The sequence below is a fragment of the Streptomyces sp. NPDC006925 genome (assembly GCF_042869575.1).
GTDB lineage: Bacteria > Actinomycetota > Actinomycetes > Streptomycetales > Streptomycetaceae > Streptomyces.
This window is the reverse complement of sequence record NZ_JBIAGB010000029.1, coordinates 1-24,816: the sequence shown is the minus strand read 5'-3', so window position 1 is coordinate 24,816 and position 24,816 is coordinate 1. Positions and strand designations below refer to the sequence as shown.

The window sequence follows — 24,816 nt, the reverse complement described above, 5'->3', positions numbered from 1 at the left end:
CCCTGCCGGGCCGCCTCTGCCGCCTCCCCGGCCGGCTCCCGCACCCCGGACGGCTTCGGTCGCGGCTTCGGTCATGGCCTCGATCGCGGCCTCGGTCGCGACTTTGGTCACTGATCACGGCGTTGGTCACCGGTCACGGCTTTGGTCACGTTTTGCCACTGGTCACGGCTTCGGTCACGGCTCCGCCGCCAGCAGCTCCGCCGTCCGGACGGCCTCGTGCAGGGTGTCGACCACCGGGACGCCCGCCTCCTCCAGGCTGGCGCGGCTGTGCGAACCGCCGGTGAACAGCACCGCACGGGCACCCGCGTGCGCGGCTGCCGAGGCGTCGTCCACGGCGTCCCCGATCACCACCGTGCGGCGCGGCTCCACACCGCGGAGCGCGGCGAGGTGCTGCACCATCTGCGCCGCCTTGCCGCCGCCGGAAGGGCCGACCGAACCGTCCACCCGTACGAAGTGCTCCTCGATGCCGTAGGTGCGCAGCAGCGGCAGCAGTCGGTCGTGCGGCGCCAGCGAGCAGAGCGACTGGGTGCGGCCCGCCGAACGTCCGGCGGCCAGCAGTTCGGCCGCCCCCTCGGCGAGCCCGGCCCGCGGGGCCAGGGCCCAGTAGTGCCGGTGGAAGGTCTCGTCCATGACCCGCCACTCGTCGTCGGTGGGCATTCTGCCGAGAAGCCGCTGGTAGAAGCGCGGCACCGGTACGCAGAACAGCTCCCGGTACCGCTCCAGTGTGATGCTCGGCATACCGAGCTCGCCGAACGCGGCGTTCGTCGCCTCGATGACCGTATGGATGTCGTGCAGCAGTGTGCCGTTCCAGTCCCACACGATGTGCGCGGACTGCTCTTCTCGCCCCAGGACCATGCAGCCGACGGTAGGAGAGGCCACTGACATCGCGACACCGATTTCCCGCCCTGCGGGCGGCAGGCCGCCGCGGGGCGGAGCCGGTCGGGGCCTGCCGGGGGCCGGTCGGCGGCTCCTCAGCAGTCCATCGGCGGTCCTCCGGCAGCCCCCTCAGCCGACGAGCGCGGGGATCTCCTGGGTGGCGAACCAGAGCAGCTCGTGGTCGTCGGCCCGGTCCACCACCTGCTCCGCCCGCTCGTCACCGCTGAGCGCCGCGGACAGCGCACCGACCGCGGCGGTCACGTCGTCCACCGCGTCCTCCGCGTCGAGGTGGACGGCGGCCGCCTTGGTCAGCGGGACGGCGGCGGTCAGCCGGACCCGGCCCACGGCCCCGGCGTCCGCCTCCGCGCCGCCCCGGGACTCCTCGTCCTCCTCTTCGGGGACGACGGTCCCGTCGGCGGCCTCCAGCGCGACGACGACCCGGCGGCGCGCCGCCTCGTACTGGTCGGCGAGCAGCCGCAGCGAAGCACCGGCGGCCTGCCGCAGCGCCGCGTACTCCAGTTCCTCCGCGTCCTCCGAGCCCCACCACACGCGCAGCCCGGGGGTGACCGCGTACGCCTCGACGGGCGCCGGTCCCAGTTCACCCGCACCGTGCGCCTCGCTCAGTGCGGGCAGGGTCAGAGGGACATAGACACGCATGGGCTGCCGCTTTCGTGTATCGCCGGGACCGGATGCCCCGTCAGCATACGGGCACGCCCCGCACGGCGCCCTGCTCGGCGGCCGAACGAACCCGCAGGTGAACACGGTGCGGAGTCAACACCCACGGGTCGCCCCCACCGGATAGGGGAATCTGCCGCAGCCCCCCACCGGGCCGCCCCCGCGCATTGCGGCACCCCGCGCTCCGCCGCTACAACCATTGCCGTCCAGCCAGTTACCGCCCGGTATTCGCTCGTCGGGTCCCGGCACACACCCCGAGGGAGCCCATGACGACGCCCGTCTCCTACCCGGCATCCGGACGTCAGCCCCGCAGGCGCGGCCCGCGCCCGGCGCCCACCCGGCCGCCGGCCCGGCGCGACAGCCGCCGCCCCGCCGACGCCGCACTCCGGGCCGCAGCTCACCGCGCCCGCCAGGGCCGGCCCCCGTTCTGGTTCGCCCACCGGCTGCTGCTGGTGCTGAGCGGCCAGTGCCCCGTCCACACCCTGCTGGCCCACGTCCGAGGACCCGCCTACGACCGGCTGACCGCCCTGGCCCCCTCGGCACCGCTGCGCCCACGCGGCACGGACCGCACGGCACCCGAGGTGCTGGAGGCCCGCGGCACCCAGCCGCGGGCCGGTGTCATCGAAGCCTTCGCCCGCATCGCCACCGGCGCCCACCAGCGCGCCATCGCGTTCCGCCTGGAATGGTGCCCGGACAACCGCTGGCGCTGCACCGCCGTCGAACTCGACGTCGTCGCCGGGGGCTGAAGGCGCCCGAATCCCGCGGGGGCACACAGGGCCGGCACGGCGGAGGCGCAGCCGGGCACGGCGGGAGGCCCGAGCGCCGCCCGTGAATGGAGGTGTCCGGCGAGGTCGGAAACGGTCGAGGCACCCGGCACGCACCGGAGACCGGGCGCCGCACGGCCGAGGGACGCGCCCCGGACGTAGGACCGGACTCCGTCGAGGGGCCCGGCCCCACCGAGCAGCCGGACACCGGCCGGAGGACCCGGCCCCGGCCCCGGCCCCGGCGAGAAGCCCTTGCACACCCGAGAGGCTCGGCGCCGCAAGGGCGCAAGACCGGGCGACCGAGGGGCCAGGAACCGTACCGACGAGAGGCCAGACGCAGCCCGGACGCGGCCGAGCGGCCACCGGGCACGGCTGAGGGGCCGGGCACCGGGTGCCCGGCCCCTCAGGCCGCGTAGGAGTGCGCGAGCCGCCCCGGACAGCCGCCCGACGGGGTCGGGCGCGTCGGGCGCGCGGCGGCCGCGCAGCGCGCTACTTCCGCTTCTTGCGCCCCTTCTGGGCCTTGCGGCGCTCGGCGCGGGTGAGACCGTCGGCCGACGAGCGGACCGGACCGCCGCCGTCCTCGTCCGCCGTCTCGCTGGTGTCCAGGTCGCGCTCGACCACGCCGCCCTCGGCGGTCGGCGCCGAGAAGTGCAGGCGGTCGGGGCGCTGCGGCTGGTCCAGCCCCTTGGCGTGGATCGCGGGGGCCGGCCCCGCGCCCGCACCCGCCGGTACGGCGTCGCGCGCCCCCTCCTTCTCCAGGGACGGCGCCGGTGCCTCGTCCTCGACCGGCACCTCCTCGACCTGCTGCTCGACCTGGACCTCCAGGTTGAACAGGTAGCCGACGGACTCCTCCTTGATGCCGTCCATCATGGCCTGGAACATGTCGTAGCCCTCCCGCTGGTACTCGACCAGCGGGTCCTTCTGGGCCATCGCGCGCAGGCCGATGCCCTCCTGGAGGTAGTCCATCTCGTACAGGTGCTCGCGCCACTTGCGGTCGAGCACCGACAGCACCACGCGCCGCTCCAGCTCACGCATGATCTCGGAGCCCAGCTCCTGCTCACGTGCGTCGTACTGCTCGCGGATGTCGTCCTTGATCGCCTCGATGATGAAGTCGGCGGTCAGGCCCTCGCGGTCGCCCGCGGCCTCCTCCAGCTCCTCGATGCTCACCTGCACCGGGTAGAGCTGCTTGAAGGCGCTCCACAGTCGCTCCAGGTCCCACTCCTCGGCGAAGCCCTCGACGGTCTCGGCCTGGACGTACGCCTCGATCGTGTCGTCCATGAAGTGCCGCACCTGCTCGTGCAGGTCCTCGCCCTCCAGGACCCGGCGGCGCTCGCCGTAGATGACCTCGCGCTGCCGGTTGAGCACCTCGTCGTACTTGAGGACGTTCTTACGGATCTCGAAGTTCTGCTGCTCGACCTGGGACTGCGCGGAGGCGATGGCGCGGGTCACCATCTTGTTCTCGATCGGGACGTCGTCGGGAACGTTGGCCATGGCCATCACGCGCTCCACCATCTGCGCCTTGAACAGCCGCATCAGGTCGTCGCCGAGCGACAGGTAGAAGCGGGACTCGCCCGGGTCGCCCTGCCGGCCGGAGCGGCCGCGCAGCTGGTTGTCGATCCGGCGCGACTCGTGGCGCTCGGTACCCAGCACGTAGAGGCCGCCCAGCTCCTTGACCTCGTCCACGGCCGCCTTGACCGACTTCTCGGCCTTGTCCAGCGCGGTGGGCAGGGCCGCCGCCCACTCCTCCGGGTGCTCGTTCGGGTCCAGCCCGCGGTCGCGCAGCTCGTTCTCCGCCATGCCCTCGGCGTTGCCGCCGAGCTTGATGTCGGTACCGCGGCCGGCCATGTTGGTGGCGACCGTGACCGCGCCCTTGCGGCCCGCCTCCGCGACGATCAGCGCCTCACGCTCGTGGTTCTTCGCGTTGAGCACCTGGTGGGCGACGCCGCGCTTGGTGAGCTGCTTGGAGAGGTACTCGGACTTCTCGACCGAGGTGGTGCCCACCAGGATCGGCTGCCCCGACTCGTGCTTGTCCGCGATGTCGTCCACGACCGCGTCGAACTTGGCGACCTCGGTGCGGTAGATCAGGTCGGCCTGGTCCGCCCGGGCCAGCGGGCGGTTGGTCGGGATGGGGACCACGCCGAGCTTGTAGATCTGGTGGAACTCGGCGGCCTCGGTCATGGCCGTACCGGTCATGCCCGAAAGGGTGTTGTAGAGGCGGAAGAAGTTCTGGAGGGTGATCGTGGCGAGCGTCTGGTTCTCGTCCTTGATGTCCACCCCCTCCTTGGCCTCGATCGCCTGGTGCATGCCCTCGTTGTACCGGCGCCCGGCGAGGATGCGGCCGGTGTGCTCGTCGACGATCATGACTTCGCCGTCCATGACGACGTAGTCCTTGTCGTTCTTGTAGAGCTCCTTGGCCTTGATCGCGTTGTTGAGGTACCCGACCAGCGGAGTGTTGACCGACTCGTAGAGGTTGTCGATGCCCAGCCAGTCCTCGACCTTGGCGACGCCGGACTCGTGGATGCCGACCGTGCGCTTCTTCTCGTCGACCTCGTAGTCGCCGGTCTCCGGCTTCTGGGTGCGCGGGTCGCCGGGCTCACCCTTCTCCAGCCGCTTGACCAGCTTCGCGAAGTCGCTGTACCACTTCGTGGCCTGGTCGGCGGGGCCGGAGATGATCAGCGGCGTACGGGCCTCGTCGACGAGGATCGAGTCCACCTCGTCGACGATGGCGAAGTTGTGACCCCGCTGCACCAGTTCGTCCTTCGACCACGCCATGTTGTCCCGCAGGTAGTCGAACCCGAACTCGTTGTTCGTGCCGTAGGTGATGTCGCAGGCGTACTGCTCGCGGCGCTCGGCGGGGGACATGTTGGCGACGATGCAGCCGACCTCGAGCCCGAGGAAGCGGTGCACCCGGCCCATCCACTCGGAGTCGCGCTGCGCCAGGTAGTCGTTGACCGTGACGATGTGCACGCCGTCGCCCGACAGCCCGTTCAGATACGCGGGCAGCGTGCCGACCAGCGTCTTGCCCTCGCCGGTCTTCATCTCGGCCACATAGCCGAGGTGCAGCGCGGCGCCGCCCATCAACTGGACGTCGTAGTGCCGCTCGCCCAGTACGCGCTTGGCGGCCTCGCGGACGGTCGCGAACGCCTCCGGCATCAGGTCGTCCAGACTCTCGCCCTCGGCGTACCGTTCCTTGTACTCGTCCGTGAGCGCGCGCAGCTCGGCGTCGGACAGGTCGACGAAGTCCTCTTCGATGGAATTCACCTGCCGCGCGACGCGGTCCAGCTTGCGCAGGATCTTCCCTTCACCTGCACGCATGAGCTTGCCGAAGACGGACACTTAAGGTGGCTCCTTGCCGGTCGGGCCTGGCACGGTCTGCACGGTCAGTGCGGATATCGGTGCGGATCACCGAGGTCCTCTCCTTGCCGAGGGCCTGTACCGCACCGGCCATCGTATGCGAGGGACGACTGCCCCTGTACCCCCAACGTGCCGGAGCCCCCGAAGGTGCCGGGGACCCCGGCGGCACAATCGGTCTATGGAACCGATCACACTGCGGACCGAGCGGCTGCTGCTGCGTCCCTTCGAGGAGCGGGACGCGGCGGCGCTCGCCGCGGCCTGCGACGATCCGGACATCCAGCGCTTCGTCCCGGTGCCCGAGCCGTACACGCTCAACGACGCCGAGGAGTTCGTCCGGGGTGTGAGCGCGAACGGCTGGCGGGAGGACACGATGTACAACTTCGGCGTCTTCACCCGCGGCGGCGCGGACGGGAGCGGTGACGGCGGAGCGGAGGACGGCCGTGCGGCGGACGGCGGCACCGGCGGCGAACTGGTGGGCTCCATGGGACTGGTCCGGCTCTCCCTGCACACCGCCGAACGCCAGGCCGAACTGGGCTTCTGGACAGCACGCGGCCACCGGCGCAAGGGCTACACCGCGGAGGCCGCGCGTGCCGTGGCGGACTGGGCGTTCACCGCGCTGGGAGTGGAGCGGCTGGAGTGGCTGGCCCAGGTGGAGAACACCGGCTCACGCGCCGTGGCGCAACGGCTCGGCTTCGTGGAGGAGGGCATCGCGCGGGCACGCATCGTGCACAGGGGAACACGCCGTGACGCCCGCGTCGCCGCCCTGCTCCCCCCGGACCTGGGACACCCGCAGCCGACCCCCTACCTGCCCTCGCGGCCACGCGGATAGCTCCCCCGGAACAGCCCGCGCAGCTCCCGCGCACAGCCCGCGCTGGCCCGCGCTGGCAGGCGCTGGCAGGCGCTGGCAGGCGCTGGCAGGCGCTGGCAGGCGCTGCGGGAGACGGGGACCGCCGCGAGGGGAATCAGCAGTCGGGGCGGGCGCTCCAGGAGCACCGGTCACGGCCGGGTGCGGGCAGACGTGCGAGGCAGGCAGCCGCCGGGAAGCCACTCGTCGACCGCCGAGCAGCCGCTCGGCGGCGGTTCGGGCCCGACGGCTCGGCGCGGGGAGTGTCAGTGGCCCCGCCTAGGGTGTGCCGCATGACGACCGGTCTGCCTGCCACCGCTGTCCCGGCCGGCGGCGCCCATGCGCCGCAGGTCTCCCTCTCCGCCGCCGAGGCCCGGCGGATCGCACTGCGTGCGCAGGGACTGCTGGGAGCCCCGGACCGCAGGGCAGGAGCGCGCGGAGTACTGCGGCACCTGGGCGCGGTCCAGTTGGACACGATCTCGGTCCTGGCCCGTTCGCACGAACTGGTGCCCTACGCCCGGCTGGGGGCTGTGGGACGACAGGCCGTGGAGTCGGCCTACTGGTCCGGAGCGCACAGCTTCGAGTACTGGTCGCACGCCGCGTGCGTGCTGCCGATCGAGGAGTGGCCGCACTTCGCCTTCCGCCGCCGCGCCTTCCGCGACCGCGGCCACCGGTGGCACCAGATGACCGACCGCGAGGGCTCGTGCGCGGCCGTCCGCGACCGGCTCCGTGCGGAGGGCCCGCTGACCACGGCGGACCTGGGCGGCGGCCGGAACGGCGGCGAGTGGTGGGACTGGTCCGAGAGCAAGATCGCGGTCGAGTGGCTGCTGGACATCGGGGAGGTCGTGGTCACCGAGCGGCGCGGCTGGAAGCGCGTCTACGACCTCGCGGAGCGCGCGATCCCCGGCGCCTTGTTCCACGACGACCTGGACGACCCCGCATGCCTGCGCCGACTCGTCGCCCAGGCGGGCTCGGCGCTGGGCGTCGCCACCCGGGCCGATCTGGCCGACTACCACCGCCTCAAGGCCGAACAGGTGGAGTCGGTACTGCCGGACACCGGGCTGGTGCCGGTCCGGGTGCAGGGGTGGCCCAAGCCCGGCTGGGCCGACCCGGCAGCCCTGGAGTCCGCACCGCGCGGTCGGCACCGTACGACGCTGCTCTCCCCGTTCGACTCGCTGGTCTGGGACCGCCCCCGCACGGAACGCGTCTTCGGCTTCCAGCACCGGCTGGAAGCGTACGTCCCGAAGCCGAGGCGGGTGCACGGCTACTTCGCGATGCCCCTGCTGGCAGGCGGCAAGCTCGTCGGTCGCGTGGACCCGGCCCGGGAGGGCACCACGCTGGTCGCCCGCCAGCTCTCCCTGAAGAGCGCGAAAGCCGTGGAACCGATGGCGCAGGCGCTGTGCGAGGCGGCCGCGTGGGTGGGCTGCGACGCGGTGCGGGTGGAGCGCTGCGCCCCCGAGGAGCTGCGGCCCCGGCTCCGCAGCGCACTCGACGCGCTGGGCGGGTGAGCCGCCCGCACCCCGGCGGCTCTCTGCCCGCGGGCGGCGCCTGCCGCCCGTTCGCGGTGTTCCTGTCCGCACGCGGCGGTCCGCTGTCCGCGCGTCAGCGGATTTCGAGGATCTTCTCCCGCATCGCGTAGACCACGGCCTCCATCCGGGAGTGGAGCTGAAGCTTCTCCAGGATGTTGCGGACGTGGTTCTTCACGGTGTTCTCGCTGATGAAGAGCTCTTTGGCGATGTCCCGGTTGTTCATCCCGGTGGCCACCAGCTTGAGCACCTCCAGCTCCCGGTCGGTGAGCTTGGGCGCGGGCACCAGTTTGCTCTCGTCGGTGCGCTGGATCATGGATTTGAACTCGGTGAGGAGCTTCGCCGCCATCGAGGGACTGATCTGCGACTGGCCGTCGGCCACGGCCCGGATCGCCGTGGAGACCTCGTCCGTGGAGATCTCCTTGAGCAGATATCCGGTCGCACCCGCCTTGATGGCGTCGTAGAGGTCGGCCTCCTCGTCGCTGATCGTCAGCATGATGATCTTGGCGCTCGGTGCGACCTCCTTGATGGAGGTGCACGCCTCGATCCCGCCCCGCTTCGGCATCCGCACATCCATCAGCACGATGTCGGGCAGCAGATCCGCCGCCTTGTCCACCGCCTCGGCCCCGTCCCCGGCCTCTCCGACGACCTGGATGTCCTCCTCCTGGGCCAGCACGATCTCCAACCCGCGCCGGAACAGCGCGTGGTCGTCGACGACCAGCACCCGGATCGGCTCCTTGCGCCGCTCCCGCTCGTAGGGCTCCTCTTCCGCCACCGGGCCCGGGTGTGCGTCGGGCACGGGCATCACGGGCCCGAAGCTGTCCACCATCGTTCCTCCCCCTGCACCCTGATCTCCCACCAACCCCGCTACGGCCAACGGAGGTTGGCCCGGGCCTTGATGTTACTCATGCCGACGCCCCCGGCCGGGTCCCGAGATCCGGCCGGGGGCGCGAACATCAAGCCGGTGGCGCGCAGAGCGGGTGCCGGACCGTGCCCGGCGGATCGCCGGTGGACCGCACCTGACCGGCGCCGGGCGGTGTCAGCCGCCCAACGCCCCGCCCGCTCCGGGCGGCGGGTCCTGTACGAACGGGTCCGGCTCCAGATGAATCACGCCGTAGTCATAGCCGTGCCGACGGTAGACGACACTGGGCTGCTTGGTCTCGGAGTCGACGAACAGATAGAAGTCGTGGCCCACCAACTCCATCTCGTAGAGCGCCTGGTCCAGCGTCATGGGCGCTGCCGCGTGCGTCTTCTCGCGGACGATGAGCGGTCCTTCGCCGCGGACCTCCAGCGGTCCCATCTTGGTGACCACGGGCTGGCCGTCAGCCTCCGAAGCCACGGCCACCGACCCGGCGGCGGCGTCCAGTTCTCCGTTGAGTTCCGACGCGAGGTGGGCGGTCGCCGCCGCCACGCTCATCGGTGCGCGGCTGCCGCCGCGGTGGACGCGACGCTTGTCGGCCTGCTTGCGCAGCCGGGCTTCCAGCTTGCTGGAGGCCAGGTCGAGCGCCGCGTACGGGTCGGAGGCTGCTGCCTCCGCGCGAATGACCGGTCCACGCGTACGCAGGGTGATCTCAACCCTGTCGGAACGGTCGGCCTGCCGGGGGTTGTGCTCCTTGGCCACCTCGACCTCAAGGTTGATCACCTTGCCGTCGAGCTTCTGAACCTTCTCCAGCTTTTCGGCCACGTGCTTGCGGAACCGGTCGGGCACCTCTGTCTTGCGACCCTTGACGACGATGTCCACGCAGAACTCCGTTCCCGGACGGTCCCACATTCCCGTGCGACCGTCCTTGGTGCACTGACGCCGGAGGCTCGGCCCTCCCGCCGTTTGGCTCTCCGGCTCGAGTCGGCTTGCGAGTTTCACCTCCTTCTCCCCCGGAGGAGAGATCGCCACTCAATCCGAACGTACCTCCACTGGGGGAGGCTCGGCACCCCCTACCGGCACGTACCTCCGATCAGGGGAGCGAACCCTGGTACCACCTGCAACGACGTCCCCGATCTGATAGTTCCATCGCGTCACGTGGGGCAACTTTCCGTTCTTCTTGATCACTCGACCGAGGCCACGGCGAGCACCGCAGCCGAGTCCACCCCTCCCAGCGCCCGCGACGCCTCCGCGAGCGTCGCGCCCGTCGTCATCACATCGTCCACCAGCACGACCCGGCCCTCGCCCAGCAGCCGTACGCCGCCTGGCACCATCTCCAAAGCTCCGGCAAGATTCGCGGTCCGCTCCGCTGCGCCCAGCCCCGCCTGGTCGACCACCCTCCGGCGCAGGCACAGCACCGGCAGCACCTGTGCGGCCATGCCCTGCCCTCTGAGCACCGCCGCGGCCTCCCGCGCCATACGCCGCACCGGGTCGTGCCCCCGCCCCGCGACCGCGCGCCGCATGGAGGGCACCGGAACCAGCAGGGTCGACGCCGGGCGCCGTGCCGACCGGCAGCCTGCCCCGACGGACGACCCGCCCCGGACGGGTGCGGCCGGCGCAGAGGTGCCCGCCGCACGCGAGGCGCGTTCGACAGCACGTGCGAGCACCGCTCCCAGCGGCGCGGCCAGCCCCAGGGCACCGCGCTCCTTGTGAGCGAGCAGCGCGGCTCGGGCCTCGTCGGTGTAGGTGAGGGCTCCATACACCTGCGGCAGTCCGGACGGTACGCGCGAGGGACTCACCCGCCGCGGCACCGCGCCATTCAGCACGCTGCTGCACTCTTCGCACAAGCGGTCCCGCGTGCGCGGGCGACCGCATCCGGCACACCCCACGGGCAGCACCAGACCTGCGAGTTCCCGCCGAAGTCCCAGCCAGGTCCTCGACATGGCCCCACTCTGGCACCGGGGATCCGGCGCCACCACCCCTGTGGAAAACTCCCGGAACGCCCGGGTGGCCGGCCCCCCCCGGCCGTCAGCGCCCATGCGCCGCAACACCGCGGCTCACAGATGCCTCCAGGGCCCGCCGGATCCCGGTCCGGGCAGCGGTCCGGCACGCCGAACGGGCTCAGCCCGGGTAGGCGGGGGCCGAGCCGTCCTCCGTGAGCATCCGCCAGTTCGCGTCCGGGGGCAGCCGCACGATGCCGTCCTCGGAATCGGCGAGCAGCGGCTTGCTCTCGTCCTCGGAGGCGGCAACCCCCGTCACGTCAGTGATCCCCGGGAGCGTCGGCTGGTCGGAGACCGAGCCGTCGGTCTCCATGTACTGCAGTTGCTGCACACTCCCCGACTCGCGTCCCACCACCACGAGACGGCTGCCGCCCGCCCACGAGACCGCCGAGACGTCCACCAGCTGGGGAGCGACCGGACGCAACTGCTCGACCGTCACCCGGGAGTTCTTCGCCGTCCCCCCGCGTACCACCCGGCCGAGCTGCAGCGAGGCATGGCCCTCGCCGTCCCGCACCCGCAGCAGGATCCGCACCCCGTCGGAGGCGACCCGCAGCGACTCGATGCGCTCGTCGTCGCCCAGGTCCGGCACTCTCACCTCGTCGGGCTGCTCCTTGCCGCTGCGCAACCGCAGCAGCCGGGGAGCATCCGGGTCACGGTCGGCGACCCACAGGTCGCCCAGCCCGTCCCAGCTCGGCGCCGTCAGCCGGTCCTTCTCCTTCTCCGCCGCGCTGGTGAGCACCGGATCGCCGAGCGCGGTGCTGGCACTGCTGCCCTCAAGGGAGGCGACGTAGAGGGCGCGCCGGCCGCGCGAGACGGCAGCGCCCTCGCTCTCGATCCGGTTGACCGCGACCGCACCCATCTCCACCTGCCCGCTGCCCAGCGGGCCTTCGACCGGCCGCGCCGACGCGCTCTTGCTCTTGAAGGACGCGACGCGGTGCTTCCCGTCGATGAAGTACGCCCGCTTCGCGCTGCCGTTGAGGCGGCCCGGCTGGTAGGCGGCCACCTGCTCCCGGGTCCGGGAGCAGAGCTGCCGGTCCTTGGGACCGGCCAGTTCCACCTTGCCGACCTTCGCCGACGCCTGGTCCTGCACCGAGTACAGCACCTGCGCCGCCATCCGCGCGCATCGCCTGCCACCCGCCTCGGCAGCGCGGGCGTTGAGCCGCAGCCGCAGCACGCCCGAGTCGTCGAGCGAGAGGTGCTGTCCGCGCGCCAGGCGGCTGCCGCGCGGGAAGGAGGAGCCGACCACGGGGTCGATCCAGCCGGACGGACCCTGCAGAAGCGCGGACACCGTCTCGGTGACCGGGTCGATGCGTCGCCGAAGATAGACCGGATCGGCGACGAGCACGTTCTGTCCGTCGGTGATCGAAGCCGCATCCGGCCCGAGCTGCGCGTAGTAGTAGGTGTTGATGGGGCGGTAGATGCGCTGGAAGTCGGACTCGCCGAGCACGAGGCCGTCCGGCATCTCGTCGATGCGCCACTCCCCTTTCACCTTGGTCAGCCGGAAGACCTCGCTGTACTTGCCCTCGGAGGGCGAATAGGCGTGCTTGTTGTCCACCTCGGCCATCCGGTCGCCCGAGACCTCCACCGAATAGCCGCCCTTGACAGCGGTGCTCTCCGGCGGCGCCTTCACCGCACCCGGCGCGTCCGAGAGCACCGTCGTCGACGCGAACGGGTCCCATTTGCGGGCCATGTCGGGGGTCATGTATTCGCGCGCGGTGGGGAATGTGGCCTCGTCGCTGGTCGTCGCCTCCAAAAAACCCCGGACTATCTGGGTCGGCGCCTCGCCCTTCTGCGGACTGACGCTGTAGACCCGCACCTGGGAGTCGACTCCGCTGCGGTGCGAGGAGCTGACGTGCTTGACCTTGCCCCCGTCCGGCATCGACGCACACCCGGCGAGCAGCGCGCCGCACGAGGCGAGCACGATCAGGGCGCGCCGCCGCCGCGCGGCGGTTCCGCCCCGCCGCGTACGCTCCTCGGCCGCTCTCATCCCCGCTCCTCTCCGGAGTGCCCTGCCCGCTCGTCGTTCCGCGCCCCGCCGGTTGCTCCGTTGGCCGGCGCCGACGCGATTCCCGCCGCGACCGCCTGCCGCTGCCGCTCCCTGGCCCGCTCCCGCTTCCTGCGCGAGTCCTCGGGCTCCAACCGCAGCGGAGAGCCGCGCAGCGGCTCCCCGGCCGTGCAGGGCAGGACGAGCAGGAACTGCGATCCGTCACCCGGCGCGCCCCAGGCGCGCAGCCACCCACCGTGCAGCCGGGCGTCCTCCAGCGCGATCGACAGCCCCAGTCCGGTACCGCCCGTGGTGCGGGCCCGGGCCGGGTCGGCGCGCCAGAAGCGGTTGAAGACGCGCTCGGCCTCGCCCTCCTTGAGGCCGACGCCGTAGTCCCGCACGGCCACCGCCACGGCACCGCCCCCGGTCGCCAGGCGCACCACCACGTCGCGGCCCTCTCCGTGCTCCACCGCGTTGTCGACCAGATTGCGCAGCACCCGCTCGATCCTGCGGCCGTCCATCTCGGCGACCACGGGCTGCTCGTCACCCTTCACCCGGATCCTGCTGCCCTTGCGCTCGGCGAGCGGCTCGCTGCCCTCCACCACCCGGTGGACCACATCCCGCAGATCGACGGCGCTCGGCTCGAGGTTGGCGGCGCCCGCGTCGAACCGGCTGATCTCCAGCAGGTCCGCCAGCAGCGATTCGAACCGGTCGAGCTGCCCGAGCAGCAGCTCGGCCGAGCGGGCGGTCACCGGGTCGAAGTCCTCACGCGCCTCGTGGATCACATCGGCCGCCATCCGCACCGTCGTCAAGGGCGTCCGCAGCTCGTGCGAGACATCCGAGACGAAGCGGCGCTGCATCCGGGACAGCTCCTCCAGCTGCTGGATCTTGAGCTGGAGGTTCTGCGCCATCTTGTTGAACGACTCCCCCAACCGGGCGATGTCGTCCTCACCGGTGACCTTCATCCGCTCCTGGAGCCGCCCGGCCGCCAGCCGCTCGGAGATCCCGGCCGCCATCCGCACGGGCGTCACAACCTGCCGTACGACCAGCCACGCGATCGCGCCCAGCAGCACCACGACGAACACCCCTGCCGTCGCCAGGGTGCCCTTGACCAGGCTCAGCGACTCCTCCTCCTGGATGAAGGGGAAGACGTAGTAGAGCTGGAAGGGGTTGCCGCGCGCGTCGTTGAGGCGCTTGCCGACGATCAACGCCGGTTCGCGGGTCGAGTCCTGCTGGTAGACCCGGGCGTACCGGCGGTGCGGGCCCGGCTCGTCGTCCAGGGCCTTGCGCAGATCGGCGGGGATGCTCTCGGGACGGATGTCGCCGCCCGCGCGCGGGCCGCGCGTGGTGAGGCTGCTGTTGCCGAGAAAGGGCGACTCGCTGTTGTCGGAACCGAGCGCCACCACCGAATAGACGCCCTGGCCACTGCTGGCGAGCTGTTCGACCAGGTTGGTCAACCAGGTGCCGGAGTTCTGCGCACCCCTGCTGCCCCGGATGCTGTCCTCACCGCCGCTGGGGCCGCTGCCGGCGCTGTCGGCCATCCGCTCGGCGGCGGCGAAGCCGCCGGAAGCCTGGCTCTGCGCGGTCTGCTCCTTGGCCTCCAGCAAGCCGTTACGGACCTGCCCGATGACGACGAGCCCCAGGAGCAGCACGACTCCGAGCGAGAGCAGCAGCGTCGCCACGACCACCCGAAGCTGGATGTTCCGCCGCCACAGCCGCATCACGGGCAGCAGCGGCCTCCGCACCCACCGCACGAAGAACCGCACCATGGGGCGCGCGCCGGGACCGGTCGCCCCCTCGGGGAGCAGACCGTCGGAGAAGAGGACTCCACTCCTCCACAGGCGTCCGAATTTGGACACGTCGGACTCGCGACCCGCGCCCCGCCCCCCACCGGTGCGGTTCGGTGCGGTGTTCCGGGCCATCTCAGCCCGGCCCGGCCTTGTAGCCCACACCCCGCACGGTCACGACGATCTCCGGCCGCTCCGGGTCCTTCTCGACCTTCGAGCGCAGCCGCTGCACGTGCACATTGACCAGCCTGGTGTCCGCCGCGTGCCGGTAGCCCCACACCTGCTCCAGCAGCACCTCGCGGGTGAAGACCTGCCACGGTTTCCGCGCCAGCGCCACCAGGAGGTCGAACTCGAGCGGGGTCAGGGCTATGGACCGGCCCTCCCGCTTGACCGAGTGCCCGGCCACGTCGATCACCAGGTCGCCGATGGCCAACTGCTCCGGCGCGGGCTCCTCGGAGCGCCGCAACCGCGCCCTGATCCGCGCCACCAGCTCCTTGGGCTTGAACGGCTTGACGATGTAGTCGTCGGCCCCGGACTCGAGCCCGACCACCACATCGACCGTGTCGCTCTTGGCCGTGAGCATGACCACCGGTACGCCGGATTCGGCCCGGATCAGGCGGCACACCTCGATCCCGTCCCTCCCCGGCAGCATCAGATCGAGCAGCACCAGATCCGGCTTGGTCTCCCGAAAGGCGGCGAGCGCCTTGTCGCCGTCCGCGACGAACGACGGTTCAAAACCTTCTCCGCGCAGCACAATGCCGAGCATTTCTGCCAGTGCGGTGTCGTCATCGACGACAAGGACGCGTCCCTTCATGCCTTCATCATCCCATTAGCCAATCGTGACGCTCGCTTTCGTGATGTGGAACACAGTTCCGCAATACTGGCAGCCGTCACGGGAGAGGCTGTCCCCTCATCCGTGACCACTGCCGTGACCAGGGCGGACGGCGTCACATCGAACGCCGGATTGTAGGCGTGCGCCCCCACCGGAGCCAGCACCGGGCCCCCTCCAGCACCCGCCTGACCCGGTTCGGGCCCGGGAGCCGGCCCCACCGTCACCTCACGGGCCGCCCGCTGCTCCACCTCGATACCACTGCCCGTCTCCGTGTCCGGATCGATCGTGGTCACCGGAGCCACCACCACGAACGGCACCCCATGGTGACGCGCCAGCACCGCCAACGGATACGTGCCGACCTTGTTCGCCACCGAACCGTCCGCCGCGATCCGGTCGGCACCCACGAGCACCGCATCCACCTCACCGGCCGCGAACAGCGACCCGGCGGCACCGTCCGCCAGCACGCTGTAGGCCATCCCCGCCTCGGCCGCCTCGTACGCCGTCAGCCTCGACCCCTGCAGCAGCGGACGCGTCTCCCCCACCCACAGCCGCCGCAGCTCACCGTCCCGGTGCACGGCCTTCACCACGGCCAGTGCCGTGCCCTCCCCACCGGACACCAACCTCCCCGTGTTGCAGTGCGTCAGGATCCGCAGTCCGCCACCGGGCACCAGACCCGCCAGCAGCTCCCTCCCATGCCCCGCCATCCGCTCGCTCGCCTCGGCGTCCTCCAGGTGCAGCGCCCGCGCCGCGGCCAGCGCCCGGGCAGCCGCATGCGCCGCACCACCACCGGCAGCCTCCTGATACGCGGCCTCCACCCGTCGCGCCCCGTAGGCGAGGTTCACCGCCGTCGGCCGTGCATGCGCCAACTGCTCCGCGGCCTCCGCCACGTCGGAACCCCGCGCCGCGGCCAACGCGACCCCGTAGCCACCGGCGATGCCCAGAACCGGCGCACCCCGCACCGCCAGCGACCGGATGGCGGCCACCAGCGTCGGCACGTCCGCGCACACCAGCTCCGCCTCCTCCACCGGCAGCCGGGTCTGATCGAGAAGGACCACCGCGGGCCCCTCCGGTGACTCTTCGTAACGGATCACGGGCACACACTCGTCAGCCATCCGTCCAGTCTGCCCGCTCGGCGCCGGCCCGTTGAAGGGCGTCGCAGGCTCCCGACTGGCCGCACCCGCACCACCCCGTGGCACGATGGGCAGCCCACCAGGCCCGGGATTACACGAGGTGACCTCACGTGAACGACTCCCCGGACCGGGCCTCGCCCGGATCCGCTTCGCCCGCCCCCCGCCCCTCCGGCACGCCCGGACAGCACACCGGGGACCCGACGGGCGACGACACGGAGCGCGCCACACCCGAGGCACCGCGACCCGAGGCGGACGATCGCCCCCGCAACTGGGCCGCCGACCAGCCACCTGCCGCCCCCCAGGGCTGGAACTGGGGCGACCGGGACGACAGCCAAGCCCGGCGCGGCAACCGGGGGCAGATCCCGCGGCAGCACCCCGGCGGCCCCCGAGGGCGGACAGCGGGCCCCGGAACCGGACCACCCGGCCCCGGCCCCACCCCGGGCTGGAACCACAACGGCCCGCCCACCGCCTGGGCACACCCGCCGCAAGCCGCGAAGCCCGGCGTCGTCCCGCTCCGCCCCCTGGGCATCGGCGAGATCCTGGACGGCTCCGTCAGCGCCATGCGCGCCCACTGGCGCACCGCGCTGGGCATCGCCCTCGTCGTCGCCGTCCTCACCGAGCTCGTCTCGGTCCTCACCATGCGGCTCTGGCTCGGCGACTCCACCGCGTTCGAGACCCTGACCAAGAACGACGAGCCCAGCCTCGAGGAGCTGAACAACGCCCTCACCGACACGCTCAGCACTCTGAGCGTGACCTGGGTCGTCGGGATGCTGGGCACGGTGGTCGCCACCGCGATGCTCACCGTGGTCGTCAGCCGTGCGGTCCTCGGCCGCCCGGTCACTCCCGGCGAGGCATGGCGCGACGCACGGCCCCAGCTCCCCCGCCTGCTCGGTCTGCTCCTCCTCCTTCCTCTCCTGGTCTGCCTCGTCCTCTTCGGCTGCCTGCTCCCCGGGATCCTCGTCGCACTCGCGGGTCCGGTCGGACCGGCGCTCATCCTGCTGTTCCTCGGGCTGCTCGGCGGAATCGCCGCCGCGGCCTGGGTCTGGGTCCGGTTCTGCCTCGCGCCGCCCGCGCTGATGCTGGAGAAGCAGGGGCTGTTCGACGCCATGCGGCGCTCGGCCAAACTGGTGACGGGAAGCTGGTGGCGCATCCTGGGCATCCAGCTGCTCACCCTGGTCCTGATCACCGCCATCTCCTTCGTGGTCTCGTTGCCGACCACTGCCATCTCCGCACTCGTCAGCGGCGGCGACACCCTCACCGATCCCGCTGCCGCGACGACCTGGACCTCCCTCGTCATCAACGGCATCGGCTCCGTCCTGGCGTCGACCGTGGCCCTTCCCCTCAGCGCAGGCATCACCGCCCTCCTCTACCTCGACCAGCGCATCCGCCGCGAGGCCCTCGACCTCGAACTGGCCCGCGCGGCGGGCGTCCCCGGCTTCGAGCACCAGGACACCGAGCACCCCGCCGCGGGAGGCTGACACCGTGCCGGGGGGACACATCGACGCGCTCTCCCGCTGCTGCGCCGCCCCTCTCCACCGGGCGGCCACCGTCGACGAGGGCGACGGCCCTGTCACCACCCCCCGGCTGCCGGCCCGCGAGGACGCCGAGCGGGAACTGTCCCGCCCCGAGTACCACCATCACGACCCCTCCCTGCTGCATCGCGCCCTCGACTGGTTGTGGGACCGCCTCGGCGACCTGCTCCGCACCGCCGCGGAAGCCGCCCCGGGCGGATCGGTGGGCCTCACGGTCCTGGCCTTCGTCCTCGTCCTTCTCCTCGTCGCCCTCCGCCTCCGTCTGGGCGCCCTCCGCACCCGCTCCACCATCGGCTCCGCGGCCCTGTTCCCCGACCGGCTCCGCAGCGCGGCCGACCACCGCGCAGCTGCCGAATCCCACGCCCAGGCCGACCGCTGGACCCCGGCCGTCCAGGAGCGGATGCGCGCACTGGTCCGTTCCCTGGAGGAGCGCGCACTGCTCGACCCCCGCCCGGGCCGCACAGCCGACGAAGCCACCACCGAGGCCGCCACCGACCTCCCAGAGCTCGCCGAACGGCTGCGCGCCGCTGCCCGCACCTTCGACGAGGTCAGCTACGCCGACCGGCCGGCCGACCCCGCCGACTACGCCCTCCTCCGCGACCTGGACCACGCCCTCCTCCGCACCACTCCCGCCCCGCTCGCGAGCCGCACCTCCTCGGCGCCGACGTCCCACGGATGGGCCGTGTGACCACCACGGCTCCCACATCCGCCTCGCCCCCTGCACGTCATATATGGCAGCGGGCCCGCGGGCTCCTCCTGGCTGCCGCGCTCCTCGCCGTCGCCGGGGTGACCCTCGCCGCGCTCCGCTCCACCGAGCACACCGCCCCGCTGGACCCCCGCTCGGCCTCGCCCGACGGCAGCAGAGCCCTCGCCCGTCTCCTCACTGATCGGGGCGTGCACACCACGGTCGTCACCGGCTCCGCCGCCCTGCGACGACAGACCGGCCCCGGCACCACACTTCTGGTCCCCTTCCCCGACTCCCTCACCGAGCGCCAGCGCGCCGCCGTCCGCAAGGCGGCCGAGGACTCCGGCCGCACCGTCCTGCTGGCACCGGATGCGCGAACGGCCTCCGCTCTCACTCCCGGCATCCGCACCTTCGCCGGCCTGCCCGTCCAGCCGACACGTCCGGACTGCGACCTGGCCGCGGCCCGCCGGGCCGGCAGTGCGGATCTCGGCGGACACCGCTACAGCACCACCGACCGACTCGCCGAGAGCTGCTATCCGCGGAACGGCCGCGCCACCCTGCTGCGCCTCCACTCGCCATCCCGCGGCGACACCGTCCTCCTCGGGACGACCGATCCCCTCCGCAACGAACACTTCGACCACCACGGCAACGCCTCCCTGGCCCTCCAACTCCTCGGACCGCATCCACAGCTCCTCTGGTACCTCCCCTCCGACAGCGGTGCGGCTCCCTCCGACGACCAGGCGCGCAGTTTCTTCGACCTGCTGCCCGGCGGCTGGTCCTGGGCGGCTGTACAACTCGCCGTCGCGGCCCTCCTCGCCGCTTTGTGGAGGGCACGGCGGCTGGGCCCGCTCGTCACCGAACAGCTCCCGGTCGCTGTGCCCGCGGCCGAGACGACAGAGGGAAGATCCCGCCTCTACCGCAAAGCCAATGACCGCGGGCACGCGGCCGACTCCCTCCGCACCTCCTGCCGCGCCCGGCTCGCCCTCCTGGCCGGGGTGCCTCGCGCGCAGGCGCACGACCGCGAGGTCCTCGTCCCTGCCCTGGCCTCACGACCAGTGCACCGCGCATCACCCGAACCGGGTGAACCGGCATACGACGAGGCCAGGATCCGCTCCCTCCTCTTCGGCTCCCCTCCTCCGAACGACGCCGCGCTGCTCCATCTCGCGGACGAACTCGACCATCTCGAAGAACTCTTCGCCCCCTCCGGCCCCCAGCAGCACCGTCGAAGGGCAGACAAGGACATCACCCAGTGAGCACCCCCTCCGCAGACAGCGCCCGCAGCGCCCTCGAAGCCCTCCGTGAGGAAATCTCCAAGGCTGTCGTAGGACAGGACGCCGCAGTCACCGGCCTCGTCATCGCCCTGCTGTGCCGAGGGCACGTTCTACTCGAGGGCGTGCCAGGCGTCGCCAAGACACTCCTGGTGCGCACGCTGGCGGCAGCACTCGAACTCGACACCAAGCGGGTTCAGTTCACACCGGACCTGATGCCCGGCGATGTCACCGGATCACTGATCTACGACTCGCGCGCTGCCACGTTCTCCTTCCAGCCCGGCCCGGTGTTCACCAACCTCCTGCTCGCCGACGAAATCAACCGCACTCCTCCCAAGACGCAGGCGTCCCTGTTGGAAGCGATGGAAGAACACCAGGTCTCTGTCGACGGCCGACCTCATCCGCTTCCCCAGCCCTTCCTGGTCGCCGCCACCCAGAACCCCGTCGAGTACGAGGGGACCTATCCCCTGCCCGAAGCCCAGCTCGACCGCTTCCTGCTCAAACTGAACATCCCGCTGCCCTCGCGGGAAACCGAACTCGATGTACTCACCCGGCACGCCGAGGGCTTCGACCCCCGGGACCTGGCCGCCGTGGGCGTACGCCCCGTCGCGGGCCCCGCCGAGATCGAAGCCGCGCGCGCAGCCGTCGCCCGGACCACCGTGTCCTCCGACGTCACCGGCTATGTCGTCGATATCTGCCGTGCCACCCGCGATTCCCCCTCGCTCTCCCTCGGGGTTTCCCCCCGAGGCGCTACCGCTCTGCTCTCCGCCGCCCGCGCCTGGGCCTGGCTCACCGGTCGCGACTACGTCACGCCGGACGACGTGAAGGCGTTCGCCCCGCCTGCACTCCGACACCGCGTCCGGCTACGGCCCGAGGCCGAGATGGAAGGTGTCACCTCTGACAGCGTGCTGCACTCCGTTCTGACCCACACCCCAGTCCCCCGCTGAGAATCCGGGATTCCACCATGGCCCTCACAGGCAGAACGGCCCTGGCAGCCGGCCTGGCCACACTCATCGTGGGCCTCCTGCTGCCCAGTTGGACCGGGATCCTCGCCGTCGAACTTCCCCTGCTGATTGCCATCGTGGCCGACCTTCTCCTGGCAGCGCCAGTGAGTCAGCTCCTGTTCACCCGAAGCGGTGACACCTCAGTTCGACTCGGCGAACAGGCACTCGTCTCTCTCCTCGTCACGAATCCCAGTGGTCGCATCCTGCACGCGCATCTCCGCGACGCCTGGCCGCCCAGCAGTTGGCCGCAGGACATCTCCGACCACGCGGGCCGCCATACGCTCCGCGTGCCCCCGGGAGAACGGCGCCGGGTCACCACCCGGCTCCAGCCCACCCGCCGCGGAGACCGCGAAGCGGTACGTGTCACGGTCCGTTCCCGCGGCCCCCTGGGGCTCGCCGCACGCCAGGGGCATCACGAGGTCTCCTGGACTGTCCGTGTCCTTCCCGCCTTCCCCAGTCGGAGACTCCTTCCGGGCAAACTGGCCCGCCTCCGCGAACTCGACGGCCGCACCAGCATCCTGACGAGCGGCGAGGGGACGGAGTTCGACAGTCTGCGGGACTACGCGCCCGGAGACGACACCCGTTCCATCGACTGGCGTGCCACGGCGCGCCGTGCGGAGGTGGCCGTCCGGACCTGGCGGCCCGAGCGGGACCGCCGGATCCTGCTCGTCCTCGACACGGGCCGCACCTCGGCGGGCCGAGTCGGTGACGTCCCCCGCCTGGATGTGGCCATGGACGCAGCACTGCTCCTCGCCGCCTCGGCCGTCCGCGCCGGCGACCGCGTCGACATGCTCGCCCATGACCGTGCCACCAGGACGAGCGTCATCGGCCGCGCCGGTACCGACGCTCTGCCCGCGCTCGTAGCCGCCATGGCTCCTCTCGAGCCCGCTCTCACGGAATCCGACCTGCGCGCTCTGGCGGCGAGGGCCCTCCGTGCCACACCCAGCGGGTCGCTCCTGGTTCTCCTGACCGGGCTCGACCGGGCACCGGTCGACGCGGGGCTGCTGCCTGCTCTGCCGCTCCTCACCCGACGCCACACCGTTCTCGTCGCCTCGGTATCCGATCCCCGCATCGAGGAGATGGCGCGCGGACGGGGCACTCTCGACGCGGTGTACGGTGCGGCGGCCGCAGCACAGGCGCTTGCGGAACGGCAGGAGACGGCAGAGCGTCTGCGCCGGCATGGCGTGACTGTCGTGGACGAGCCCCCGTCCCGTCTCGCCTCCGCGCTGACCGACGCGTATCTCTCCCTCAAAGCCGCGGGACGGCTGTGAACAGTGGGCAAGGGGCCTATCGGCTCCGGTCGATCTCCGGACACTGGACGATGGGTGCTCCCTGGGAGCTCGTAACAGGATGTTGTTGAAGGTGTCCTTGCAGGGCACGGTGGTGTGGGTGTTTCGCCCCACACCACCGGAGCCGATGCCCGGCTCCGCCCTCAGGTTTGACTGAAGGTGCGTCGGTAGGCGCCCGGGGTGGTGCCGAGATGTGCCCGGAAGCGGCGGCGCAGGTTGACTGCCGAGGTGAGTCCGACGCGGGTGGCGACGGCTTCGACCGGCAGGTCGGTCTCTTCCAACAAGACGCGTGCCGCGTCGACACGCTGGTCGAGCAGCCACTGCCCTGGACTGGTGCCGAGTTGTTCGGTGAAGCGCCGGGCGAGGGTCCGGCTGGACAGCCCGGCGCGTTCGGCGAGTCGGTCGAGGGTCAGTCGGGTGTCGAGCCGGGAGGTGGCCCACTCCAGCAGAGGTGCCAACGACTCGTCCGCCTTGGCCGGTGTGGGCTGTACGGCGTACTGGAGTTGGCTGCCCTCGCGATGCGGCGGCAGGACCATGTTTCTGGCGATCTGGGCCGCGTACGCAGCGCCGTGATCGGAACGGACCAGGTGCAGGCACAGGTCGATGCCCGCGCCGGTTCCGGCGCTGGTGGCAACGTCACCGTGGTCCACGAAGAGCACGTCCCGCTCGAGAAGCACCTGGGGGAAGGTGGCGGCGAGTTGGGTGGTGTGGCGCCAGTGAGTGGTGGCGCGGCGGCCGTCCAGCAGTCCGGCCTGGGCGAGGATGAAGGCTCCCGTGCAGATGGCGACGATCCTCGCCCCGCGGCGGTGGGCAGCCCGCAGTGCCGCGGTGACTGCTGGTGGCGCGGGGGCGCCGGGCGGCTGCCAGCCGGGCACGATCACGGTGTCCGCCTGCTCCAGGGCCCCCAGCCCGGCGTCGACGACCATCGCATAGCCGGCGGTGGTCGGCAGTGGGCCGGGGCTCTCGGCGCAGATCCCGAAGCTGTAGCGGGGCGGCCCGTCCAGTGGGGCGGTGCCGAAGACCTCGCCGGCGCAGGAGAGCTCGAAGGGCGACTGAGGCGGATTGAGCAAGGCCACCACCCGATGAGAGCACATGGCAGGATTGTACTTCTAGGCGTCTTTCTGGACTCTCGGCCGGATGACCCGCACAGGACACAGTGGGCCCATGAGCGAAAGCACCGAAGCGACAGTGCTGCGGACCGCAGTCCAGGTCGACGACGAGATGGCCAGCTACTTGACCGCAGGGCGGCAGGACGCCCCGCCCGTGCTGATGTTGCACGGAACGTACTGGAGCCGTGTCTGGCTCCCCGTACTCGACCACCTCGCCGAAGCGGGGCTGCGGCCCCTCGCGGTCGACCTCCCCGGGCTGGGACGCTCAGGAGGCCGGCTCACCCCCGAAACGGCCACCGTCCCGGCCCTCGCCGACTGGGTGACGCGATTCGTCTCTGCACTGGACCTCGCCGGTCCCGTCGCCCTGGCAGGACACGACATCGGCGGCGCCGTCGCCCAGCACCTTCTTGCCCACAACCTGCTCGAGGTGTCCCGGTTCGCCTTGGTCAACTCGGTCCTCTACGACTCCTGGCCCGCGCCCCACGTGGCCCGATTCCAGGGCGGAGACACGGGCGAGGGCGTGCTGGCCGCCCGCCGGCAGGCGATTACGAGGGTGCTCGCCGGTATCGCCACGGAGTCGTTGACAGCGGACTACGTGGATCCGTGGACCGATGAGCGGGTGCGCCGCTCCTGGATGGCCCTGGCGGGCGCAGCCGACAACCGCTACACCCTTGACCTCGTTCCCGCACTGCAGCAGTCCACCGTCTCCAAGCTGTTGATCTGGGGGGAAGATGACCTCCACGAGACGGTGGAATACGCCGAACGATTCGCCGCGGAGATGCCCCGCACCACGCTCATCCGCATCCCGAATGCGGATCACATCCCCACGGAGAACGCCCCCGACCAAATCGGCCGCGCACTCGCCGACTTCTTCACACCGTAAAGATCCTCGAACTCGTCATGGGGTCACGTTTCGGTCGTCCCGAGCCAACAGGTCCAGCCCGGGACGAACCCAGTTCCAGGGGCAGCAGTTGCCAGACGATGTCGTTGTGGAGCCCGTACAGGATGCCCCGCAGGCACAGCCGGTCCGGTACCGACCTCGGACCGGGAGTCTTCTCGGGTCAGATCGGCAGCATCGGCTCGATCAGGCAGAAGCAGACGGCCTCCGCCACGGCTGTCCGCCATGCACTTCGTCTCCGGAGAGCGGGCCCTCGTCAGTCCGTGCCGACAGACGGGAGATCGAGCCCCGGAAAGCGGAGCGGCCTGAACGTGAGAAAGCCCCGTCGGATACATCCGACGGGGCTTTCCCCACAAGGAGTTCGGCGGCGTCCTACTCTCCCACACGCTCCCGCATGCAG

General features: G+C 71.5%; 20 protein-coding genes. 9 read left to right on the top strand and 11 right to left on the bottom strand.

Annotation, left to right across the window (positions count from 1 at the left end):
• Positions 1-174: 174 nt before the first annotated feature.
• Positions 175-855 (bottom strand): HAD family hydrolase, encoded by a 681-nt coding sequence (locus ACFYNS_RS27930; RefSeq protein ID WP_360300689.1) that lies wholly within the window; start codon positions 853-855, stop codon positions 175-177.
• Between the two features lie 150 nt (positions 856-1,005).
• Complete coding sequence (locus ACFYNS_RS27925; RefSeq protein ID WP_360300687.1) at positions 1,006-1,533, bottom strand: DUF6912 family protein; 528 nt, start codon at positions 1,531-1,533, stop codon at positions 1,006-1,008.
• Positions 1,534-1,817: 284 nt separating this feature from the next.
• Between ACFYNS_RS27925 and ACFYNS_RS27920 the strand changes: the two genes are divergently transcribed.
• Positions 1,818-2,297, top strand: coding sequence for an Rv3235 family protein (locus tag ACFYNS_RS27920; protein WP_360300684.1), 480 nt, complete (start codon positions 1,818-1,820; stop codon positions 2,295-2,297).
• A 507-nt stretch (positions 2,298-2,804) separates the two neighbouring features.
• Here ACFYNS_RS27920 and secA read toward each other — a convergent pair.
• Entirely contained in the window at positions 2,805-5,651 is a 2,847-nt protein-coding gene (gene secA, locus ACFYNS_RS27915; RefSeq protein WP_360300682.1) for a preprotein translocase subunit SecA, read from the bottom strand.
• A 196-nt stretch (positions 5,652-5,847) separates the two neighbouring features.
• Here secA and ACFYNS_RS27910 point away from each other — a divergent pair, with 196 nt between their 5' ends.
• Complete coding sequence (locus ACFYNS_RS27910) at positions 5,848-6,498, top strand: GNAT family protein (protein WP_360300679.1); 651 nt, start codon at positions 5,848-5,850, stop codon at positions 6,496-6,498.
• Positions 6,499-6,806: 308 nt separating this feature from the next.
• Entirely contained in the window at positions 6,807-8,021 is a 1,215-nt protein-coding gene (locus ACFYNS_RS27905; protein WP_388605580.1) for a winged helix-turn-helix domain-containing protein, read from the top strand.
• A 94-nt stretch (positions 8,022-8,115) separates the two neighbouring features.
• Here ACFYNS_RS27905 and ACFYNS_RS27900 read toward each other — a convergent pair whose 3' ends face one another.
• The 7 genes from ACFYNS_RS27900 to mtnA form a co-directional block, all read right to left on the bottom strand.
• Positions 8,116-8,868 (bottom strand): response regulator transcription factor, encoded by a 753-nt coding sequence (locus tag ACFYNS_RS27900; protein WP_019354230.1) that lies wholly within the window; start codon positions 8,866-8,868, stop codon positions 8,116-8,118.
• A 210-nt stretch (positions 8,869-9,078) separates the two neighbouring features.
• Positions 9,079-9,780: a ribosome hibernation-promoting factor, HPF/YfiA family gene (gene hpf, locus ACFYNS_RS27895; protein ID WP_360294665.1), complete on the bottom strand. Its 702-nt coding sequence runs from the start codon at positions 9,778-9,780 to the stop codon at positions 9,079-9,081.
• Between the two features lie 302 nt (positions 9,781-10,082).
• A complete protein-coding gene (locus ACFYNS_RS27890) occupies positions 10,083-10,697 on the bottom strand; it encodes a ComF family protein (RefSeq protein WP_360294631.1) in 615 nt (204 codons plus the stop codon).
• Positions 10,698-11,019: 322 nt separating this feature from the next.
• Positions 11,020-12,885, bottom strand: a complete 1,866-nt coding sequence (locus ACFYNS_RS27885; RefSeq protein WP_360294628.1) for an LpqB family beta-propeller domain-containing protein — start codon at positions 12,883-12,885, stop codon at positions 11,020-11,022.
• On the bottom strand, positions 12,882-14,804 hold the full coding sequence (gene mtrB / locus ACFYNS_RS27880) for an MtrAB system histidine kinase MtrB (protein WP_388605578.1): 1,923 nt from the start codon (positions 14,802-14,804) through the stop codon (positions 12,882-12,884). The genes ACFYNS_RS27885 and mtrB overlap by 4 nt, the downstream gene beginning before the upstream one ends.
• Before the next feature lies 1 nt (position 14,805).
• Positions 14,806-15,483 (bottom strand): two-component system response regulator MtrA, encoded by a 678-nt coding sequence (mtrA, locus tag ACFYNS_RS27875; RefSeq protein WP_019354225.1) that lies wholly within the window; start codon positions 15,481-15,483, stop codon positions 14,806-14,808.
• On the bottom strand, positions 15,480-16,613 hold the full coding sequence (gene mtnA, locus ACFYNS_RS27870) for an S-methyl-5-thioribose-1-phosphate isomerase (RefSeq protein WP_388605576.1): 1,134 nt from the start codon (positions 16,611-16,613) through the stop codon (positions 15,480-15,482). The genes mtrA and mtnA overlap by 4 nt, the downstream gene beginning before the upstream one ends.
• Positions 16,614-16,741: 128 nt before the next feature.
• On the opposite strand from mtnA, the gene ACFYNS_RS27865 reads away from it, so the two are divergent.
• From ACFYNS_RS27865 to ACFYNS_RS27845, 5 genes are read left to right on the top strand one after another with little or no spacing between them, the layout of a single operon-like run.
• Complete coding sequence (locus ACFYNS_RS27865; protein WP_388605574.1) at positions 16,742-18,109, top strand: glycerophosphoryl diester phosphodiesterase membrane domain-containing protein; 1,368 nt, start codon at positions 16,742-16,744, stop codon at positions 18,107-18,109.
• A 4-nt stretch (positions 18,110-18,113) separates the two neighbouring features.
• Positions 18,114-18,851, top strand: coding sequence for a DUF4129 domain-containing protein (locus ACFYNS_RS27860; RefSeq protein WP_360294615.1), 738 nt, complete (start codon positions 18,114-18,116; stop codon positions 18,849-18,851).
• Positions 18,848-20,101: a DUF4350 domain-containing protein gene (locus ACFYNS_RS27855; RefSeq protein ID WP_388605572.1), complete on the top strand. Its 1,254-nt coding sequence runs from the start codon at positions 18,848-18,850 to the stop codon at positions 20,099-20,101. Before ACFYNS_RS27860 ends, ACFYNS_RS27855 begins: the two co-directional genes overlap by 4 nt.
• Positions 20,098-21,063 (top strand): MoxR family ATPase, encoded by a 966-nt coding sequence (locus tag ACFYNS_RS27850; protein ID WP_360294609.1) that lies wholly within the window; start codon positions 20,098-20,100, stop codon positions 21,061-21,063. Before ACFYNS_RS27855 ends, ACFYNS_RS27850 begins: the two co-directional genes overlap by 4 nt.
• A gap of 17 nt (positions 21,064-21,080) precedes the next feature.
• Complete coding sequence (locus ACFYNS_RS27845; protein ID WP_360294607.1) at positions 21,081-22,391, top strand: DUF58 domain-containing protein; 1,311 nt, start codon at positions 21,081-21,083, stop codon at positions 22,389-22,391.
• A gap of 161 nt (positions 22,392-22,552) precedes the next feature.
• Here the strand turns inward: ACFYNS_RS27845 and ACFYNS_RS27840 are convergent, their stop codons facing one another.
• Complete coding sequence (locus tag ACFYNS_RS27840; RefSeq protein WP_360294604.1) at positions 22,553-23,503, bottom strand: helix-turn-helix domain-containing protein; 951 nt, start codon at positions 23,501-23,503, stop codon at positions 22,553-22,555.
• 70 nt (positions 23,504-23,573) lie between these two features.
• Between ACFYNS_RS27840 and ACFYNS_RS27835 the strand changes: the two genes are divergently transcribed.
• Positions 23,574-24,401: an alpha/beta fold hydrolase gene (locus ACFYNS_RS27835; RefSeq protein WP_388605570.1), complete on the top strand. Its 828-nt coding sequence runs from the start codon at positions 23,574-23,576 to the stop codon at positions 24,399-24,401.
• Positions 24,402-24,816: the final 415 nt, after the last annotated feature.

Coding starts and splice junctions, on each gene's coding strand:
- ACFYNS_RS27840 (WP_360294604.1), bottom strand. CDS start 23,503: ATGTGCTCTCATCGGGTGGTGGCCTTGCTCAATCCGCCTCAGTCGCCC.
- mtnA (WP_388605576.1), bottom strand. CDS start 16,613: ATGGCTGACGAGTGTGTGCCCGTGATCCGTTACGAAGAGTCACCGGAG.
- ACFYNS_RS27920 (WP_360300684.1), top strand. CDS start 1,818: ATGACGACGCCCGTCTCCTACCCGGCATCCGGACGTCAGCCCCGCAGG.
- ACFYNS_RS27910 (WP_360300679.1), top strand. CDS start 5,848: ATGGAACCGATCACACTGCGGACCGAGCGGCTGCTGCTGCGTCCCTTC.
- ACFYNS_RS27930 (WP_360300689.1), bottom strand. CDS start 855: ATGGTCCTGGGGCGAGAAGAGCAGTCCGCGCACATCGTGTGGGACTGG.
- mtrA (WP_019354225.1), bottom strand. CDS start 15,483: ATGAAGGGACGCGTCCTTGTCGTCGATGACGACACCGCACTGGCAGAA.
- ACFYNS_RS27885 (WP_360294628.1), bottom strand. CDS start 12,885: ATGAGAGCGGCCGAGGAGCGTACGCGGCGGGGCGGAACCGCCGCGCGG.
- ACFYNS_RS27835 (WP_388605570.1), top strand. CDS start 23,574: ATGAGCGAAAGCACCGAAGCGACAGTGCTGCGGACCGCAGTCCAGGTC.
- ACFYNS_RS27845 (WP_360294607.1), top strand. CDS start 21,081: ATGGCCCTCACAGGCAGAACGGCCCTGGCAGCCGGCCTGGCCACACTC.
- ACFYNS_RS27925 (WP_360300687.1), bottom strand. CDS start 1,533: ATGCGTGTCTATGTCCCTCTGACCCTGCCCGCACTGAGCGAGGCGCAC.
- ACFYNS_RS27900 (WP_019354230.1), bottom strand. CDS start 8,868: ATGGTGGACAGCTTCGGGCCCGTGATGCCCGTGCCCGACGCACACCCG.
- mtrB (WP_388605578.1), bottom strand. CDS start 14,804: ATGGCCCGGAACACCGCACCGAACCGCACCGGTGGGGGGCGGGGCGCG.
- ACFYNS_RS27905 (WP_388605580.1), top strand. CDS start 6,807: ATGACGACCGGTCTGCCTGCCACCGCTGTCCCGGCCGGCGGCGCCCAT.